Origin of the sequence: Nocardioides sp. SYSU D00065, from assembly GCF_017916425.1 — a bacterium.
Classification (GTDB): Bacteria; Actinomycetota; Actinomycetes; order Propionibacteriales; family Nocardioidaceae; genus Nocardioides.
Window position 1 is genome coordinate 235,001 of sequence record NZ_JAFMSX010000002.1, and the last position, 18,064, is coordinate 253,064.

15 protein-coding genes are annotated in these 18,064 nt (G+C 71.1%); 9 read left to right on the forward strand and 6 right to left on the reverse strand.

Going from position 1 to position 18,064, the window contains the following annotated elements:
- Positions 1-19: 19 nt before the first annotated feature.
- Genes nuoL through J3P41_RS09225 form a run of 4 tightly spaced genes read left to right on the forward strand, consistent with a single transcriptional unit; the run spans position 20 to position 5,998 of the window.
- Positions 20-1,930: an NADH-quinone oxidoreductase subunit L gene (gene nuoL / locus J3P41_RS09210; RefSeq protein WP_210650819.1), complete on the forward strand. Its 1,911-nt coding sequence runs from the start codon at positions 20-22 to the stop codon at positions 1,928-1,930.
- Positions 1,927-3,414 (forward strand): NADH-quinone oxidoreductase subunit M, encoded by a 1,488-nt coding sequence (locus J3P41_RS09215; RefSeq protein ID WP_210650020.1) that lies wholly within the window; start codon positions 1,927-1,929, stop codon positions 3,412-3,414. The genes nuoL and J3P41_RS09215 overlap by 4 nt, the downstream gene beginning before the upstream one ends.
- The gene (nuoN, locus tag J3P41_RS09220; protein ID WP_210650820.1) at positions 3,414-5,003 is read left to right on the forward strand and encodes an NADH-quinone oxidoreductase subunit NuoN; all 1,590 of its coding nucleotides are present in this window, start codon (positions 3,414-3,416) and stop codon (positions 5,001-5,003) included. Before J3P41_RS09215 ends, nuoN begins: the two co-directional genes overlap by 1 nt.
- On the forward strand, positions 5,000-5,998 hold the full coding sequence (locus tag J3P41_RS09225) for a polyprenyl synthetase family protein (protein ID WP_210650021.1): 999 nt from the start codon (positions 5,000-5,002) through the stop codon (positions 5,996-5,998). Before nuoN ends, J3P41_RS09225 begins: the two co-directional genes overlap by 4 nt.
- 52 nt (positions 5,999-6,050) lie before the next feature.
- On the opposite strand, the gene J3P41_RS09230 is transcribed toward J3P41_RS09225, so the two are convergent.
- Positions 6,051-6,314 carry a hypothetical protein gene (locus J3P41_RS09230; RefSeq protein WP_210650022.1) on the reverse strand — a complete coding sequence of 88 codons (264 nt, stop codon included), beginning with the start codon at positions 6,312-6,314 and terminating at the stop codon, positions 6,051-6,053.
- Positions 6,315-6,525: 211 nt separating this feature from the next.
- On the opposite strand from J3P41_RS09230, the gene J3P41_RS09235 reads away from it, so the two are divergent.
- From J3P41_RS09235 to J3P41_RS09245, 3 genes are all read left to right on the forward strand, one after another.
- Positions 6,526-8,310, forward strand: coding sequence for a PHP domain-containing protein (locus J3P41_RS09235; protein ID WP_210650023.1), 1,785 nt, complete (start codon positions 6,526-6,528; stop codon positions 8,308-8,310).
- The gene (locus tag J3P41_RS09240; protein ID WP_210650024.1) at positions 8,307-8,945 is read left to right on the forward strand and encodes a hypothetical protein; all 639 of its coding nucleotides are present in this window, start codon (positions 8,307-8,309) and stop codon (positions 8,943-8,945) included. Before J3P41_RS09235 ends, J3P41_RS09240 begins: the two co-directional genes overlap by 4 nt.
- A 74-nt stretch (positions 8,946-9,019) precedes the next feature.
- Positions 9,020-10,252 (forward strand): MFS transporter, encoded by a 1,233-nt coding sequence (locus J3P41_RS09245; RefSeq protein WP_210650025.1) that lies wholly within the window; start codon positions 9,020-9,022, stop codon positions 10,250-10,252.
- 60 nt (positions 10,253-10,312) lie between these two features.
- On the opposite strand, the gene J3P41_RS09250 is transcribed toward J3P41_RS09245, so the two are convergent.
- Together J3P41_RS09250 and J3P41_RS09255 are read right to left on the reverse strand one after the other, a co-directional pair.
- On the reverse strand, positions 10,313-11,476 hold the full coding sequence (locus tag J3P41_RS09250; RefSeq protein WP_210650026.1) for a hypothetical protein: 1,164 nt from the start codon (positions 11,474-11,476) through the stop codon (positions 10,313-10,315).
- Entirely contained in the window at positions 11,473-11,988 is a 516-nt protein-coding gene (locus J3P41_RS09255) for a SigE family RNA polymerase sigma factor (protein WP_210650027.1), read from the reverse strand. Before J3P41_RS09255 ends, J3P41_RS09250 begins: the two co-directional genes overlap by 4 nt.
- A 161-nt stretch (positions 11,989-12,149) precedes the next feature.
- On the opposite strand from J3P41_RS09255, the gene J3P41_RS09260 reads away from it, so the two are divergent.
- The gene (locus tag J3P41_RS09260; protein ID WP_210650028.1) at positions 12,150-13,511 is read left to right on the forward strand and encodes an HNH endonuclease signature motif containing protein; all 1,362 of its coding nucleotides are present in this window, start codon (positions 12,150-12,152) and stop codon (positions 13,509-13,511) included.
- A 58-nt stretch (positions 13,512-13,569) separates the two neighbouring features.
- Here the strand turns inward: J3P41_RS09260 and rarD are convergent, their stop codons facing one another.
- Positions 13,570-14,478: an EamA family transporter RarD gene (gene rarD / locus J3P41_RS09265; protein WP_210650029.1), complete on the reverse strand. Its 909-nt coding sequence runs from the start codon at positions 14,476-14,478 to the stop codon at positions 13,570-13,572.
- 98 nt (positions 14,479-14,576) lie between these two features.
- Here rarD and J3P41_RS09270 point away from each other — a divergent pair, with 98 nt between their 5' ends.
- Positions 14,577-14,987, forward strand: coding sequence for a hypothetical protein (locus J3P41_RS09270; RefSeq protein WP_210650030.1), 411 nt, complete (start codon positions 14,577-14,579; stop codon positions 14,985-14,987).
- A gap of 50 nt (positions 14,988-15,037) precedes the next feature.
- Here the strand turns inward: J3P41_RS09270 and J3P41_RS09275 are convergent, their stop codons facing one another.
- On the reverse strand, positions 15,038-16,129 hold the full coding sequence (locus J3P41_RS09275; RefSeq protein ID WP_210650031.1) for a 2-oxoacid:ferredoxin oxidoreductase subunit beta: 1,092 nt from the start codon (positions 16,127-16,129) through the stop codon (positions 15,038-15,040).
- Positions 16,122-18,035 carry a 2-oxoacid:acceptor oxidoreductase subunit alpha gene (locus J3P41_RS09280; RefSeq protein WP_210650032.1) on the reverse strand — a complete coding sequence of 638 codons (1,914 nt, stop codon included), beginning with the start codon at positions 18,033-18,035 and terminating at the stop codon, positions 16,122-16,124. Before J3P41_RS09280 ends, J3P41_RS09275 begins: the two co-directional genes overlap by 8 nt.
- Positions 18,036-18,064: the final 29 nt, after the last annotated feature.

The following is an 18,064-nucleotide window of genomic DNA, read 5'->3' on the forward strand; positions in this document are numbered from 1 at the left end:
GCCCGTCGTGGCCCCCGACATGGGCTTTGGAGGCGTCTTCGACCTGCTCTGGCTGGTCATCGGCCTGCCGCTGCTCGGCGCCGTGCTGCTGCTCGGCGTCACCCCGTTCCTGCCGGCCCCCGCGCGCGCGGCGGTCGACAAGCACGGCCACCTGCTCGGCACCGCCACCGCCGTCGCCTCCTTCGTGCTCAGCCTGGTGCTGTTCCTCGCCCTGCTCGGCCGCGACGCCGACCAGCGGCAGGTCGGCCAGCAGCTGTGGACGTGGTTCGAGACGGGGTCGATCACGGTCGGCATGGACCTGCTCTACGACCAGCTGGCCGCGCTGTTCCTGCTGTTGATCACCGGGGTCGGCTCGCTGATCCACGTCTACGCGATCGGCTACATGGCGCACGACCCGCGGCGACGCAGGTTCTTCGGCTACCTCAACCTCTTCGTCGCGGCGATGCTCACGCTGATCCTGTCCGCCAACTTCGTCGGCCTGTTCCTGGGCTGGGAGGGCGTCGGCCTCGCGTCGTACCTCCTCATCGGCTTCTGGCAGCACAAGCCCTCGGCCGCCGCTGCGGCCAAGAAGGCGTTCGTGATCAACCGCGTCGGCGACATCGGCCTCTCGCTGGCCATCGCGCTGATGTTCGCCACCTTCGGCACCACCGACTTCGGCGCCGTCAGCGAGCTCGCCGGCGAGGCGGAGCAGGCGACGTTGACCACCCTCGGCCTGCTGCTCCTGCTCGGTGCCTGCGGGAAGTCGGCGCAGGTGCCGCTGCAGGCGTGGCTGCTCGACGCGATGGAGGGCCCCACGCCAGTCTCCGCGCTCATCCACGCGGCGACCATGGTCACCGCCGGGGTCTACCTCGTGGTCCGCGCCAACTTCATCTTCGAGCTGGCGCCCATCGCCCAGACCGCGGTCGTGGTCGTCGCCACCGTGACGCTGCTCTGGGGCGCGATCCTCGGGTGCGCCAAGGACGACATCAAGAAGGCGCTGGCCGGGTCGACGATGAGCCAGATCGGCTACATGATGCTCGCGGCCGGTCTCGGTCCGGTCGGCTACCCGTTCGCGATCTTCCACCTGCTGACCCACGGCTTCTTCAAGGCCAACATGTTCCTCGGGGCCGGGTCCGTCATGCACGGGATGAACGACGACGTGGACATGCGCCACTACGGCGCGCTCAACAAGGCCATGCCCGTGACGTTCCTGACCTTCGCGATGGGCTACCTGGCGATCATCGGGTTCCCCGGGTTCTCGGGGTTCTGGTCCAAGGACAAGATCATCGAGTCGGCGCTGTCGGAGAACCTCGTCGTCGGAGTGCTGGCCGTGCTCGGCGCCGGCATCACCGCGTTCTACATGACCCGGCTGATGCTCCTGACGTTCTTCACCGCCAAGCGCTGGGAGACCGGCGTGCACCCGCACGAGTCGCCCAAGGTGATGACGGTCCCGCTGGTCGTGCTGGCAGCGCTGTCGGTGCTCGGAGGCGTGCTGCTGCTCGGGGACTGGATCGTGACGTGGCTCGAGCCGGTCACCGGTCACGCCGAGCACCACGAGCCGCCGCTGCCGGCCATCGCCATCACGCTCATCATCACCGCCGTCGTGGCCCTGGGCGTCGCAGCCGCCTGGTTCCTCGTCGGCAAGCGTGAGGTGCCGCGCGAGGCCCCGCGCGACGTGTCCTTCGCGACCCGGGCGGCCCGCGCCGACCTCTACGGCGACGCCATCAACGACGCGGTCGTCGTCCGGCCCGCTGCCGGGCTCGTCGGCGGCCTGGCCCTGTTCGACCGCGTCGGCGTCGACGGTGCCGTCGAGGGTGGCTCGGCCGCGGTCGGCGGGCTGTCGAACAGCATGCGGCGCCTCCAGAACGGGTTCGTCCGCTCCTACGCCCTGTCCCTCCTCGGTGGCGCCCTGCTGGTCGTCCTCGCTCTCCTGGCGGTGAACCTCGGATGATCCTCACGATCCTCGTCCTGCTGCCGCTGGTCGGCGCGCTCGTCACGGCCTTCGTGCCCGACGCGCTCGCCCGGCTCGTCGGCCTCGGCTTCGCGGCCGCGACGCTCGTCACCGGCATCGTCGCCGCCCTCCGGTACGACGTCGGCGGTGGCATGCAGCTCACCGAGACCCACACGTGGATCGAGTCCCTCGGGGTGCACTACGCCCTGGGAGTCGACGGCCTCGGCCTGCTGATGGTCCTGCTCACCGTCGTCCTCGTGCCGATCGTGCTGCTGGCCGGCTGGCGCGAGTCCGACGCCCCCGGCAACGGCGGCGCCCGGGCGTTCTTCGCCTGGACCCTCGCCCTGGAGGCGATGTCGCTGGCGGTCTTCACCGCGACCGACGTGCTGCTGTTCTACGTCGTGTTCGAGGCGACGCTGATCCCGGCGTACTTCCTCATCGGCGGCTTCGGCCGCGCCGGCCGCGGCCGGGCGGCGACCAAGTTCCTGATCTACCAGCTCGCCGGCGGGCTCATCATGCTCGCCTCGGTGATCGGCCTCTACGTCGTCTCCGCCAACGCCGGCAGCCCGAGCTTCCTGCTCAGCGACCTCGCGGCCATCGACATCGACGAGACCACCCAGCGCTGGCTGTTCGTCGGCTTCTTCATCGCCTTCGCGATCAAGGCGCCGATGTTCCCGGTCCACACCTGGCTGGCCGACACCACCGAGAAGGCGACCACCGGCACGTCGGTGCTGCTGGTGTGCATCCTCGACAAGATCGGCACCTTCGGCATGCTGCGGTTCTGCCTCGGCCTGCTGCCCGACGCCTCGCAGTGGGCCACGCCGGTGGTGGTGGTGCTCGCGCTCGTCTCGATCATCTACGGCGCGCTGGTGGCGATCGGCCAGGACGACGTCCTGCGCCTGATCGGCCTCACGTCGCTGTCGCACTTCGGCTTCATCGTGCTGGGTATCTTCGTGTTCAGCTCCACCGGCGGTGCGGGCGCCATCCTCTACATGGTCAACCACGGCATCGCCACGGCGCTGATGTTCCTGGTCGCCGGCTTCCTCATCCACCGCACCGGCACCGCCTCCATCCGTGAGATGGGAGGGGTGGAGCGGACCGCCCCGGTGCTCGCCGGCGTCTTCCTCGTCGCCGGTCTCGCCGCGTGCGGCCTGCCGGGCCTGTCGCCGTTCGTCTCGGAGATGATGGTCATCATCGCCGCCTTCGACCACCACTGGGCGGTCGGCGCGGTCGCGGTGCTGGCGATCGTCCTCGCCGCGTTCTACGCGCTGTGGATGTACCAGCGCACCATGACCGGGCCCGGCCGGGTCGGCGCGGCGCCGGTGGTCGACCTCGACCGGCGTGAGGTCGGCATCGTCGCTCCGCTGCTGCTCGCGCTCGTGCTGTTCGGCTTCTACCCGATGCCGCTGCTCGACGTCATCAATCCCGTCGTCCACGACACCCTCGCCAACGTGGGCATCGGCCAGGAGGGTGGTCCCCAGTGATCGAGTTCGTGAAGCCGAGCATCGACTACTTCGAGCTCTGGCCCCTGCTGGCCGTCTTCGGCGTCGCCTGCGTCGGCGTGGTCGTCGAGGCGTTCGCTCCCCGCGAGCTGCGCTACCGCGTGCAGGTCGTGCTGTCCCTCGCCGGCCTCGTCGGCGCCCTGGTCGGTGTCGTGCTGGTGGCCCAGCGGGTGCAGACCCACGACGACGGCGCGGCGCGCGGCGTGCTGGCGGTGGGCGGCACGATCGCCGTCGACGGCCCGAGCCTGTTCATCTGGGGGCTGGTGCTGGCGCTGGCGATCGCGGGCGTCCTGCTCTTCGCCGAGCGGCACCTCGACGGCGGGGCGTCGGCGTTCGCCGGCCAGGCCGCCGCCGTGCCGGGCACCGACGCGGAGAGCGCGGCGATCGCGGCGCACCGCGAGCACACCGAGATCTATCCGCTGATGATGTTCGCGGTCTTCGGCATGATGCTGTTCCCCGCGGCCAACGACCTGCTGACCATGTTCGTCGGCCTCGAGGTCCTCTCGCTGCCGCTCTACCTGCTCACCGGGCTGGCGCGTCGTCGCCGGCTGCTCAGCCAGGAGGCGGCGCTCAAGTACTTCCTGCTCGGGTCGTTCTCCTCCGGGTTCTTCCTCTACGGCGCGGCACTGCTCTACGGCTTCGCCGGCTCGATGGAGTTCGCCGCGATCAACGAGGCCGTGCGCAACGACGTCGGCGGCTCGACCCTGCTGCTGATCGGCACCGGCCTGCTCTCGGTCGGCCTGCTGTTCAAGGTCGGCGCGGTCCCGTTCCAGGCCTGGACGCCCGACGTCTACCAGGGCGCCCCGACCCCGGTGACCGCCTTCATGGCCGCCGGCACCAAGGTGGCGGCCTTCGGCGCGCTCATGCGCCTGTTCTACGTCGCCCTCGGCGCGGACCGCTGGTCCTGGCAGCCGATGATGTGGATCGTCGCCATCCTCTCGATGTTCGTCGGTGCCGCTCTGGCCATCACCCAGACCGACATCAAGCGGCTGCTGGCCTACTCCTCGGTCGCGCACACCGGCTTCATCCTCACCGGCGTGCTGGGCATCCAGGCCGCCGACGAGCTCGCCGGCGGCGAGATCTCCTCGGTCCAGGCCGTGCTCTTCTACCTCGCCACCTACGGGTTCGCGACGATCGGCGCCTTCGCCGTGGTCAGCCTGGTCCGCGACAGCGGCGGCGAGACCACCGCGATCGAGCGGTGGGCCGGCCTCGGCAAGGAGTCGCCCGTGGTGGCCGCGGTCTTCGCGTTCTTCCTGCTGGCGATGGCCGGCATCCCGCTGACGTCGGGCTTCGTCGGCAAGCTCGCGGTCTTCTCCGTCGCGCTCGCGGCCGGTGCCTGGCCGGTCGTCGTGGCGGCCGTGATCGCGAGCATCGTGGCGGCGTTCCTCTACGTGCGCGTCATCAAGGTCATGTACTTCGACGAGCCGGTCGGGACCGGTCCGAGCGTGGCGTACCCGTCGGTGCTCACCGCGACCACCATCGCCGTCGGCGCCGCCGTCACCCTCGTCCTGGGCGTCCTGCCGGGCCCGGTGCTCGACCTGGCGGCGGTTGCGGGAGAATTCATCAGGTGACCGAATCGCCCCTCGCACTGCCTGTCGTCGACGCCGAGCTCGAGCAGCGACTCGTCGAGCGGCTGGCGCGCATCGAGGAGCAGCTCGCCGAGCACTGCCGTGGCCGCACGCCCTACGTGACGCGCGCCGCCTCCCACCTCATGGAGGCCGGCGGCCGGCGGTTCCGCCCCCTCCTGGTGCTGCTGGCTGCGGAGGCGGGACCGCACCCCGACGCCCCGGAGGTCGACACCGCCGCGTGCGTGGTGGAGCTGACCCACGTCGCCTCGCTCTACCACGACGACGTGATGGACGAGGCGGTCATGCGGCGCGGCGCCGACACGGCCAACGCCCGCTGGGACAACCACGTCGCGATCCTCACCGGCGACTTCCTCTTCGGCCGCTCCTCCGAGCTGACCGCCGACCTGGGCCCCGACGCCGTACGCATCCAGGCGCGGACGTTCTCCCGGCTCGTCGAGGGCCAGATCCTCGAGACGGTCGATCCCGGCCCGGGGGAGGACCGGCTGTCGCACTACCTCGAGGTCGTCGCCGGCAAGACCGGGTCGCTGATCGCGACCTCGGCGCGCTACGGCGCGATGTTCTCCGGCGCCAGCCCGGAGGTGGTCGAGGCGCTGCGGGCCTACGGCGAGCTCGTGGGCTCGGCCTTCCAGCTCTCCGACGACATCCTCGACATCGCCGCGGAGTCCGCCGACTCCGGCAAGACCCCCGGCACCGACCTGCGCGAGGGCGTTCCTACGCTGCCGGTGCTGATGGCCCAGGCATCCACCGACCCCGCCGACGCGCGGCTGCTGGAGCTCCTCGGCCAGCCGCTGAGCGACGACGCGCTCCGTGCCGAGGCGCTCGACCTGCTGCGCCGGCACCCCGCGATGCAGCAGGCCCGCGACTACGTCGTCGGCCAGGCGACCCAGGCCAAGAAGCACCTGGAGGTGCTCGACCCCGGACCGGTGCGCACGGCGCTGGAGGCCTTCGCCGACGTGGTGGCCACGCGCTCCTCCTGAGGCCGGCCCGCGCTCGTCGCGGGGCCGGCACGTCGCGTGCGGGACGCGTGCGTCAGAGGTCGATCAGGGCCTTCACGGTCCGCGTCTCGCCGTCGCGCCCGACCTCGAACTTCACGCCGTCGGCGTTGTCGAGGAAGTCACGCACGGCTGCCAGCTCGAGGCCGGTGCGCTCGGCGATGGCCGTGTCCTGGATCGAGACGACCGACTGGCCGAACCCGGAGGCGTCGTTGTCGGTCATCCCCGGCTGGGCCTCCTGCCACAGCTCGCGGATCGTCTCGTAGAGGTCGTCGGTCGTGGTCTCCAAGTCGCTGGTCATGCCTCGCTGGTACCCACCTGGTGGGCGTTCAGACGCAGGCGCGCTGCGATCGTCGTCACGGTTGGTCAGGGGGGCTCGCGAGCACCTCGTGCTGATCCGGGGCGTGTTCATCAGATCCACATCCGGCGTTCATGGACCCGGCCGCCCGAGCGGGGGACCGTGGAACGGAGCGGGAGACGACCACCCCGCCCACACCCTCGGAAGGACCGACGTGAGCCACCCCCACGACGCAGACCACTCGCACGACCACGCGCACGACCACGGTGCTGACGGGCACCACCACTCACACGGGCACTCGCACGGGCACGGGCACGACGACGTGACCGCGGTGGCCCACGACCTGTCGATCCCCGACAGCGAGCTCTCCCCGGCCGAGATGACGCGTCGCGGCATGCTCCGCGCGGCGGGGATCACCGGCGCGCTCGTCGCCGGCATGTCCGGGATGCAGGGCGTCACGCCCGCTGCGGCAGCCGCCCCGGCACCGGCCCACCACCGCGGCCGAGGGCCGCACCGGCCGGCGCGCTACTGGCTGGCCGGCGACCACCACATCCACACCCAGTACTCCTCCGACGGGCAGTACCGCGTCATCGACCAGGCGCAGCACGCGGCGGCGTACGGCCTGGACTGGCTGGTGATCACCGACCACGGTGGCGCGACCCACGCCCGCATCGGCGTCGACCTGGTCAATCCCGACATCGTCGCTGCGCGCGCGGAGCTGCCCGACACGCTGATCTTCCAGGGCCTGGAGTGGAACATCCCGGCCGCCGAGCACGGCACGGTCTTCGTCGCCCCCGGCCCCGGGGAGGTCGCCGTCCTCAAGCAGTTCGAGAACGCCTACGACGGCTCGGTGAAGGGCGCGAGCGGCAACTCGCCCGCCAACGAGGCGCTGGCCGTCACCGCCGTCCAGTGGCTCGGCCAGCAGGTCGACCGGCGACGCGTCGACGACGCGCTGTTCCTGGCCAACCACCCGGCCCGCAACGGCATCGACAGCCCGCACGAGATCCGCAACTGGCGCGATGCCGACCCGCGCATCGCCATCGGGTTCGAGGGCGCTCCGGGCCACCAGGCCGCCGGGCTCCCCGCGGGCTACGGGCCGGGCTCGGCCCGCGGCTACTACGGCAACGCGCCGGGCGCGGCGTCGTTCGCGGCGTACCCGCCGGAGAGCTACCGCACCTGGGGCGGGTTCGACTGGATGACGTCGACGGTGGGCGGCCTGTGGGACTCGCTGCTCGCCGAGGGCAAGCCGTGGTCGATCACGGCGAACTCCGACTCGCACGTCAACTGGACCGACACCTCCCGGCGGCCCGACGGGTCCGACTCGGCGCAGTTCAACCGCGACGGACGCTACGGCGACCCGGTGTACGCCGGCCAGATCAACCTGACGGCGGGCGACTTCTGGCCGGGCTTCTACAGCCGCACCCACGTGGGCGCGACCAGCCGCGACTACCGCTCGGTGATGCGCGGCATGCGCGACGGCCGCATCTGGGTCGACCACGGCGGCCTGGTGAAGTCCGTCGACGTCTCGGTCCGCGCGAGCGGCGGCTGGGGCCGGGGCGACTCCGAGACGCTCGGCGGCACCCTCTCGGCGCGCCGTGGCACCCGCCTCGAGCTCGTCGTGACCATCGAGGCCCAGGACGTGCCCAACTGGTCGCAGTTCGTGCCGCAGCTCAACCGCGTCGACGTCATCCGCGGCAAGGTCGACCCGACCTCCGCGGCCAGCGACCGGGACCGGTTCACCGCTCCGGACACCAGGGTGATCGCCCAGACCGACACCTCGGGCCGCACCGGCCGCTACACGCTGACCTACGACCTCGGTCGCGTCGAGGAGCCGTTCTACGTCCGCCTGCGTGGCACCGACGGCAACCGGTCGCAGCCCGGGTACCTCGGCGCCGACATCGACCCGGCCGGTCCGGCGATCGACGTCGTCGGCTCGGCCGACCCGTGGGTGGACCTGTGGTTCTACACCAACCCGATCTGGGTCGTGCCGACCCGGTGACGACCGACCCCTCGCGGGCGTCCACGACCTGCGTGGCCGTGGACGCCCGCACCCGGGACCACGCCGGCGCTGAGCACCTCGTCCACCTGCTCGACACCGTGCTGCCCGCCGCCGGTCCCGGGTACGTCGCCTCGACGCACGTCGTCCCCGGCGAGGCGCCGCACACCGCGGTCGCCGCGTCGTGGCCGTCGATTGCAGATCCTGCCCTCACGAGCGAGCAGCTCCTCGAGCTCGTGGCCGATCAGGTCGACGAGCTCCCCGGGCTCGACGAGGCCGGGGTGGTGGTCCACGGGCCGGAGGGCACCGTCTCCAGGGGTGCCGACGACCTGGTCGCCGGCGCGCTGCGCGCCAGCGGCGAGCACCGCGACCGCAGTGCCGGTCGCCTTGCGCGCTTCCCCGGGCGTGCCGATGTGGAACGCCGTTGCACGGTCGCCGAGGTCCTCGCCCTGAGCGCGGTCGACGCCGTCGAGGCCCTCGCGGGGACCGAGGTCGAGCCGACCACCCTCCTCGACCTCACCGAGTGGGCGCGTCCCACCTGGCGGGGCGGCAGGGCGGTCCTCCTCGTCCAGCCGGGGCACTCCGGGCTCGTGCCGTTCGAGTCGCGGCACCAGATCCCCTGCTGCTCCCGTCACTGACCGCGGCGGCGCTGACTGCACGCTAGCGCCTGTCGTTCCTTGTGCCGCAACGGTCGAACCGCTTCACTGCGTCGGTGACCAGCCGACTCTCGCCGCTCGCCACACCGGCCTTCCGCTACTTCTTCATCGGCCAGGTCGTGAACCGGGTCGGCTCGTCGATGGCGGGCGTGGCGCTGGCGTTCGCCGTCCTCGACATCGAGGACTCCGCCTCGGCCCTCGGCTGGGTGGTCGCAGCGTCGAGCGTGCCGACCGTCGTGTTCATGCTCCTCGGCGGCGCAATCGCGGACCGCCTGCCGAGGGCGGTCGTCCTGCGCGGGTGCAACCTCGTCCAGGGCGTCGCCCAGGCGGCCACCGCGGGCCTGGTCATCAGCGGGTACGCCGAGATCTGGCACCTCGTGGTCCTGCAGGCCGTGGCGGGCACGGTGTTCGCGGTCAGCTATCCGGCGTTCCTCGGGATGGTCCCCATCCTGCTGCCGGTCGAGGAGCGCCAGCCGGCGTTCCTGCTCATCGGGCAGGCCACGAGCGCGGTTGGCATCCTCGGCCCGGCGGTGTCGGGACTCCTGGTGGCGACGGCCGGGCCGGGCCTGGCGCTGGCGGTCGACGCCGCGACGTACCTGGTCGCAGCGGCACTCCTCGTGCTCGTACGCCTGCCGCCGGGCGACCGCAGCAAGGCCAAGCCGAGCGTCATCGGGGACTTCGTCGCCGGCTGGGCGTTCGCCCGCGAGCTCGGCTGGGTCATTCCGGCCGCATCGGCGGCGCTGGTGTTCAACGCACTCGTCAGCGGCGCCATCGACGTGCTGGGCCCGGTGATCGCCGACGACACCATCGGCAGCGAAGGGTGGGGACTGGCGAGGTCGGCGCAGGCGGTCGGGGTGTTCGTCGCCGCGTTCTTCCTCGCCAAGGTGACGGTGACCGCGCCGATGAAGACGATCATGGTCGCCTTCGTCGTGTGGTGCGTGCCGATGCTGGTCCTCGGCACGCGCGTCGAGGTGTGGCTGCTCGCCGCGTCCTTCGTCGTGGCCGGAGCCGCGCTGAGCCTGCTGGACCTCTCGTGGAACCTGCTCGTGCAGGAGAAGGTGCCCGAGGCGATGCTGTCGCGCATCATGGCGATCGACGGCTTCTTCTCCTTCGTGGCGATGCCGATCGGACAGGTCGCGGTCGGTCCACTCGCCCTCGCCTTCGGCACGGGCAGCGTCGAGCTCGGCTGCTTCGCCCTCGCCGTGCTGGTCGCCGCCGTCGCCCTGACCCGGCGCACGATCACGGAGGTGAGGCTCACCGGCGCTCCGCCACCGCAGCTGGGCGGCTGAGGCTGCTGCCGGGCCGCTTGGCGGACCCGCCCGGGCAGGGCTGGGCAGGCGACGGCGACTTCACCGCGGCGGCAGCGCCCAGGAGGCGACGTGACTCTCCTCGCCGAACGACAGACCGGTGAGCTCTGTGACGCGTCGGACGCCTTCGTGCGGTACCGACCACGCCAGTAGCTGCGGCCCTGCTTGGAAGGCCACTACGGTCGGCGCCAGCCAGCCCGCGACCGGACAGCACATCTTCCCGCGGAGGTCGTAGGTGTCGTGGGCCAAGATCCTCGGTCGACCCTCGACGGTGACGACCACTGCGTTCACGCCTGCGAACCGGTCGTCGCCCGAGTCGGTCGAAAGGAAGTAGCTCTGCGCGACGTCGCCTGCGGAGGACGAGCGCTTCGGTCCGTACGCCTCGCCGCCGTCCCACTCGGCCGTCCGCAGCGTGCGCAACTCGGACCTCGCGCCGTCGATCGAGTAGACGGTCCCGACAGACCCCCAGGGCTCGGTGGGAACGAAGATGCCCCCGTCGAGCCATCGTGCTGTCTCAGCTGTCCACTGCGGAGTGGTCATCTCGCTCCACGCCCTAGCGCTGAAGTCGTACACGACCAGCGCACGTTCCTGTCGGAAGAAGACGCGGGTGCCGTCGGGCGAGAGCCCCTCGTCCGACAACGGCGACATGGCGTTGCCGCCCTGGTCCGTCACACGTTCGACGCGGCCGTCGATGTCGAGGGAGTACGCGCTCCCATCTGGTCCGATCGCCACCACGCGGGACAGCTCGCCGTCGTTCCCGACGACACCGATCACGCCTATGGCCCGGGACAGCTCGCCGACTCCTGGCATGTCGGCAGACAGGTCGATCTCCTCGGGCAGGCCGGTGCCGCTGAACAGCGGCAGATCGCTCGGGTCCTCGCCCTCATGTGGGGAGATCCACACCGGCGCTCCGCCGATTGTCGCGTCAGGACCGTCGTCTTCGACGTCCTTCGTCGCCGGGGATTGGGTCGACGGCGTCGAGGTCGGACCGGTCGGCGCTGGAGCCACCTGGCTCGAGGGACGGCCCAGTACGACAAACCCAGCCACGGTGGCGACGGTCGCGGCGACCGCGCCGACGAACACGACACGATGGCCGGCACGACGCCGCAGTCCGTCGCGCCAGGCACGGTCGACGGCCGCTGGGTCGGGTCGCTCGTGCTCGGGTGCCGCTTCCCGGAAGAGGTCGCGGAGGTCGCGGTCGGTCATGAGATCTCCAATGGCAGCAGGTCGCTCAGTTCGGGAGCGAGCTCGCGCAGCCGGCGCAGCGCGAGGTGGGCGGTGCTCTTGACGGTCCCCGTCGAGACACCCAGCGCTTCGGCGATGTCGGCCTCGCTGAGGTCGTCGAAGTAGCGCAGCACAAGGACGCTCCGTTGCCGCTCAGTGAGTCGGCCCAAGGCGTCCAGCAGGACGAGACGACGCTCGACGCGAGCCTCGATCGACGGCGTCCGAGCCGGCTCGGGGACGTGCGAGGAGATCTCGTGTCGATTGCGGCGCCACCACGAGATGTTGTCGCGCGCGAGGATCTGGCGCGCGTAGGCATCCGGGTTCTGGTCCCGAAGCCGGGGCCAGCGCTGGGCCACCTTGGTCAGGGCTTCTTGCACCAGATCCTCGGCCCGTGCGCTGTCGCCGGTGAGGAAGGTGGCTGTGCGCATCAGTGCGGAACGGCGCGCGGTCGCCCACGCCGTGAACGACTCGTAGTCGGCTCCCCCGTGCTTCATGATCACTGAACGCTGTCACACCTCGTGAGGTTGGAGGTCCGACCCATATGTCTGCGACGACCATCCCTGCGCGCGACTGTCCTCCTCCAGCATCCGTACGAACGGAGGTAGGGCGGAGCGCGACCGCGTCGATGTCGGTGGCTTCGTCTAGATTCGAGCACATGTTCGATGTCGAGACGCCGTTGGTAGGGACGCAGCCCTGCGTCCCGCCCGTGCTAGGCGCGAGCTCGGTGCGCGGCTGGAAGGACGCCGTGGCGGCCTCGCTCGCCGCACCGAGCGACCTTTCGGACGCGGACCGCGTCGAGAGCATCCGCGCCCTCGAGGAGCTGGTGTGCGTGGCCACGGCCGCCCAGGCGCAGCTCACCAGGGAGCTGGACGCGTCCCAGCGGGCGGAGCAGGCCGCGGCCGGCGTACGTGCTGCGCAACGGGGCAGGGGAGTCGCCCACCAGGTCGCGTTGGCGCGGCGGGAGGCACCGCACCGCGCACAGCGGCACCTAGGACTCGCCGCCGTCGTGGCGGACGAGCTGCCCCACACGTGGGCCGCGTGGCGCGCCGGCCGGATCACCGAGTGGAAGGCGACCCTCGTCGCTCGGGAGACGGCCTGCCTGAACGTCGAGCACCGGCTCGAGGTCGATCGCGAGGTCGCGGCGGACGCCGGCAGGCTGGAGAGGATGGGCGACCGCGAGCTCGCCGCCGCCTGCGCCAGCTGGGCCGCGCGCATCGATCCGGCCTCGGTGACGGCACGACGGCGCCGAGCCGAGTCCGAGCGAGGCGTGACGCTTCGCGCGGCCCCCGACACCATGACGTACCTGACGGCCCTGCTGCCGGTGAAGGACGGGGTCGCCGCCTATGCCGTCCTCGCCGCACGCGCCGCCTCCGCCCGGGCGGCAGGAGACGAGCGCAGCCGGGGCCAGGTGATGGCCGACGAGCTCGTCGCCGCGCTCAGGCGGCCGCCAGACGATGCTGACCGGGGAGCAGCGGCACCCCGCGTCGAGCTCGGGCTGGTGATGACCGACGCCGCCCTCCTCGGCGGCGCCGACGACCCCGCTCACATCGAGGACTTCGGGCCCATCCCGGCCGAGCTCGCCCGCGAGATCGTGGCGGGCGCCTGCACCGGCGATGAGGAGGTGTGGCTGCGCCGGCTCTACGCCAGCCCCACCACCGGGGAGCTGGTGTCCATGGACGTCAGGGGACGCTTCTTCCGCGGCAGCCTGGCCCGGTTCGTCAAGCTGCGCGACCGGACCTGCCGCACGCCGTGGTGCGACGCTCCGGTCCGGCACATCGACCACGTACGACCTCGGGCCGACGGCGGACCGACTGGAGGGCCCAACGGCCAGGGTCTGTGCGAGTCGTGCAACTACGCCAAGGACGCGCCACGGTGGCGATCCAGACCCCAGCCGGACGGGAGCATCGAGACCGCCACCCCGACCGGCCAGCGCTACCGCACCCGACCGCCGCCCGTGGCGACGATCCGACGACGATCCCTCCCCGCCCTGACGATCGACTACGTCCTGATGGCTTGATCGAGAGGGCGACAGCGACGGCGACCGCGACGGCGGCGTCCGAGGCGGCGGTGGCCGGTCAGCAGGCGCTGGCCTGTGCCACCAGCCGCAGCTGCCGGCGCCGGTGGTTGACGGCCTCGACGGTGAAGATCACCAGCGCCAGCCACACGAGCGCGAAGCCGACCCACCGGCTGGGTGGCATCGCCTCGCGGAACACCGCGATGCCGAGCACGAACTGGATCGTCGGCGCCAGGTACTGCAGCAGGCCGAGGGACACCATCGACACCCGGATCGCGGCCGCTCCGAACAGCATCAGCGGCACGGCGGTGATGACGCCGGTGGTCGTGAAGAGCGCGGCGTGGCCGAGTCCGTGTGAGCCGAAGCTCGACTGCCCCGTCGCCATCAGCCACGCGACGTACGCCACGGCGAGCGGCGCCAGCACGAGCGTCTCCAAGGTGATGCTCTCCACCGCCCCGACGTCGGCCTGCTTCTTCGCCAGGCCGTACGTCCCGAACGAGAACGCGAGGACGAGCGCCACCCAGGGCGGCCGGCCGTAGTCGACGGCCAGCACGACGACCGCCACGAGCGCGATGGCCATGGCCACCCACTGCAGCCGGCGCAGGCGCTCACCGAGGACGAGCACCCCCATGAGCACCGTGACGAGGGGGTTGATGAAGTAGCCGAGCGACGTCTCGACCACGCGTCCGTTGTTCACGCCCCAGATGTAGGCGCCCCAGTTCACGGTGATCACCACCGCCGCCCCACTGATGATGAGCACCTTGCGGCGATCGTCGAGCAGTCTCCGCAGGTGCCCGACCCGACGCCAGACCACGAGGACCAGCAGCATCGTGAGGAGCGACCACGCGATGCGGTGCGCCAGGATCTCGACCGCGCCGCCCGGCTCCAGCAGCGTCCAGTAGAGCGGGAACGTGCCCCACATCGTGTAGGCCAGGGCGCCGAAGATCAGGCCGCGGCGGCTTTCTGGCACTCCGGGAGTCTAGGCGTGGCCGTTCGCCTACGATGGACGGGTCCCGGTCCGACCCGGACGGCTCACCCGAAACACCGTTTCTCGAGGGGGAAAACACCATGCGGACCTTCCGCGCTGTCCTCGCGGCCTTCGTGGCCGCACTGCTCGTCGCAGGCGCGTTCAGCGTGAGCGCGACCGCCGGCAGCCTGCCCAAGCGCGTCATCGAGGAGATCCCGCCGGGGGACCAGCAGGTCTCCTACAACGCGTTCAAGCTCAAGGGCACGGTGAGCGAGCCCCAGGCCGACGGCACCCTGCTGCCCTACGCCAACCAGAAGGTGAAGATCCTCAAGAAGGCGTGCGGCTCCTGCAAGTGGAAGACCGTCAAGAAGATCAAGACCAACGACCGCGGCGTCTTCAAGACCCGCATCTTCGCCCCGGAGCGGGGCCGCTGGAAGTGGCGCTCCAAGGTCGACCACTCCAACGGCTACGGCAACACCAAGGGCAAGGTCTGGACGCTCTACTTCCGCTGAGCCCTCTCCTGGACGGTCCCTGACCCCACCGGAGGATCAGAGCCGGGGGATCAGAGGATCGTCCAGGTGTCGCCACCGCCGATCAGCGCCGCCAACCGGTCGGCGCGGTCGGCGGTGTCGTCGTTGCGGGGACCGCCCTGGGCGGTCACGACCTGGTCGCGGGCGGCGTCGTCGTACGTCGCTCGTTCCACCTGCCGGAAGATGCCGATCGGCGAGGTGTTGAGGTAGCCCGAGTCGGTGAGCCGCGAGATCGCGAAGGCCATCGTCGGGTCCGGGTTGTGCGCGTCGTGGACCACGATGTCCGACGCCGCGACGTCGGCCGTCGCGACGACCTTGACCCCGCCGGTCTGGTCGTCGCGCACCAGCGCCTTGGAGCCCTCGACACCGAAGACGACCGGCTCGCCGTGCACGAGCGGGATGATGGCGTCGGCCTTGGTGTCGGGCGACTTGATGGCGTCGAACGCCCCGTCGTTGAAGATCGGGCAGTTCTGGTAGATCTCCACCAGCGACGTGCCGCGGTGCGCGGCCGCCGCGGCCAGCACCGAGGTGAGGTGCTTGCGGTCGGAGTCGATCGTGCGAGCCACGAACGTCGCCTCGGCGCCGAGTGCCAGCGACACCGGGTTGAAGGGGTGGTCCACCGACCCCATCGGCGTCGACTTGGTGACCTTGCCGGTCTCCGAGGTGGGGGAGTACTGACCCTTGGTCAGGCCGTAGATCCGGTTGTTGAACAGCAGGATCGTCATGTTGACGTTGCGGCGCAGCGCATGGATCAGGTGGTTGCCGCCGATCGACAGTGCGTCGCCGTCGCCGGTGACGACCCACACCGACAGGTCCTCGCGCGCGGTGGCGATGCCGGTCGCGATCGTCGGCGCACGGCCGTGGATCGAGTGCATGCCGTAGGTGTCGAGGTAGTACGGGAACCGCGACGAGCAGCCGATGCCGGAGACGAACACGATGTTCTCGCGGCGCAGGCCCAGGTCGGGCAGGAACGACTGGACGGCCTTGAGCACCGCGTAGTCGCCGCAGCCCGGGCACCAGCGCACCTCCTGGTCGGAGGTGAAGTCCTTGCCGGTCAGCGGCAGGTCGCTGGTCGGGACCGCCTCGGTGCCGGACCGGAAGGCGGGGATGCCGAGCTCAGTCATCGATCGTCTCCTTGGGGGTGATGTCCACGTCGATGCCCTCGGCCTCGGCCACCAGCCCGCCGATGACGTCGGCGAGGACGGCTGCCTTGAGGGGGAGGCCACGGACCTCGTTGTAGCCGACCACGTCGACGAGGTACCTCGCGCGCAGCAGCAGCGAGAGCTGGCCGAGGTTCATCTCGGGCACGAGGACGCGGTCGTAGCGACGCAGCACGTCGCCCAGGTCGCGGGGGAACGGGTTGAGGTGGCGCAGGTGCGCCTGGGCGACGGAGTAGCCGGCCTTGCGCACGCGCCGTACGCCGGCGCCGATGGGGCCGTACGTCGATCCCCAGCCGAGGACGAGCACCTTGGCCTCGCCGCTGGGGTCGTCGACCTCGAGCGGGGGCAGCGAGTCGGCGACCCGGTCGACCTTGGCCTGGCGGGTGCGGACCATGAAGTCGTGGTTGGCCGGGTCGTAGGAGATGTTGCCGTGCCCGTCGCCCTTCTCGAGGCCGCCGATGCGGTGCTCGAGACCAGGGGTGCCCGGGATCGCCCACGGGCGGGCCAGGGTCGCCTCGTCGCGGACGTAGGGCCAGAACTCGGCGTCGTCGCCCTCGCCGTGGTTGGTCGTCGTGGCGAAGTCGGGGTCGATCGTGGGCAGCTCGTCGATGGCGGGGATCCGCCACGGCTCGGAGCCGTTGGCCAGGTAGCCGTCGGACAGCAGCATCACCGGGGTGCGGTAGGTGATCGCGATGCGGACCGCCTCCACCGCGGCGTCGAAGCAGTCGCCGGGGGAGCGGGGGGCCACGATCGGCAGCGGGGCCTCGCCGTTGCGGCCGAACATCGCCTGCATCAGGTCCGCCTGCTCCGTCTTGGTCGGCAGACCGGTGGACGGGCCGCCGCGCTGGACGTCGACGACGACGAGCGGCAGCTCGGTCATCACGGCGAGACCGATCGCCTCGGACTTCAGAGCGACGCCCGGGCCCGACGTGGTGGTCACACCGAGCTGGCCGGCGAAGGAGGCACCGATGGCGGCGCCGACGCCGGCGATCTCGTCCTCGGCCTGGAAGGTGGTCACGCCGAAGCTCTTGTGCTTCGACAGCTCGTGGAGGATGTCGGAGGCCGGCGTGATCGGGTACGTGCCGAGGAAGAGCGGCAGCCCCGACTGCACGCCACCGGCGACGAGCCCGTACGCCAGCGCCAGGTTGCCGGTGATGTTGCGGTAGGTGCCGGGCGCCAGCCGGGCCGGCTTGACCTCGTAGCGCACCACGAAGGCCTCGGTCGTCTCGCCGAAGTTCCAGCCGGCCTTGAACGCCGCGATGTTCGCGTCACGGATGTCGGGGACCTTGGCGAAGCGGCGCGCGAGGAACGCGTCGGTCGTCTCGGTCGGGCGGCCGTACATCCACGACAGCAGGCCGAGCGCGAACATGTTCTTGGCGCGCGAGGCGTCCTTGCGCGAGAGGCCGAACTCCTTGACCGCCTCGATCGTCATGCCGGTGAGGTCGACGGTGTGGACGGCGTACTCGGCCAGCGAGTCGTCCTCGAGGGGGTTCTCGGAGTAGCCGGCCTTGGTCAGGTTGCGCGCGGTGAAGTCGTGAGTGTCCACGATGACGGTGGCGCCCTTGGCGAGGTCGCCGAGGTTGGCGCGGAGGGCCGCCGGGTTCATCGCGACGAGCACGTCGGGCGCGTCGCCTGCAGTGAGGATGTCGTGGTCGGCGAAGTGCACCTGGAAGGACGAGACGCCGGGCAGGGTCCCCTGGGGAGCGCGGATCTCGGCAGGGAAGTTGGGCAGGGTGACCAGGTCGTTGCCGAAGGCGGCGGTCTCCTGCGTGAACCGGTCACCGGTGAGCTGCATGCCGTCGCCGGAGTCGCCGGCGAACCGGATGATGACGCGGTCGAGCTGCTTGACCTGCTTGTCGGGGGCTACCACAAGGTTCGACTTTACCGGCCGCCTGGGCG

Bases quoted from the DNA above. Each gene is read 5' to 3' on its own strand.
- J3P41_RS09215 (WP_210650020.1), top strand. From the start codon at position 1,927: ATGATCCTCACGATCCTCGTCCTGCTGCCGCTGGTCGGCGCGCTCGTC.
- J3P41_RS09230 (WP_210650022.1), bottom strand. From the start codon at position 6,314: ATGACCAGCGACTTGGAGACCACGACCGACGACCTCTACGAGACGATC.
- J3P41_RS09260 (WP_210650028.1), top strand. From the start codon at position 12,150: ATGTTCGATGTCGAGACGCCGTTGGTAGGGACGCAGCCCTGCGTCCCG.
- J3P41_RS09250 (WP_210650026.1), bottom strand. From the start codon at position 11,476: ATGACCGACCGCGACCTCCGCGACCTCTTCCGGGAAGCGGCACCCGAG.
- J3P41_RS09270 (WP_210650030.1), top strand. From the start codon at position 14,577: ATGCGGACCTTCCGCGCTGTCCTCGCGGCCTTCGTGGCCGCACTGCTC.
- nuoL (WP_210650819.1), top strand. From the start codon at position 20: ATGGGCTTTGGAGGCGTCTTCGACCTGCTCTGGCTGGTCATCGGCCTG.
- J3P41_RS09275 (WP_210650031.1), bottom strand. From the start codon at position 16,129: ATGACTGAGCTCGGCATCCCCGCCTTCCGGTCCGGCACCGAGGCGGTC.
- J3P41_RS09255 (WP_210650027.1), bottom strand. From the start codon at position 11,988: ATGAAGCACGGGGGAGCCGACTACGAGTCGTTCACGGCGTGGGCGACC.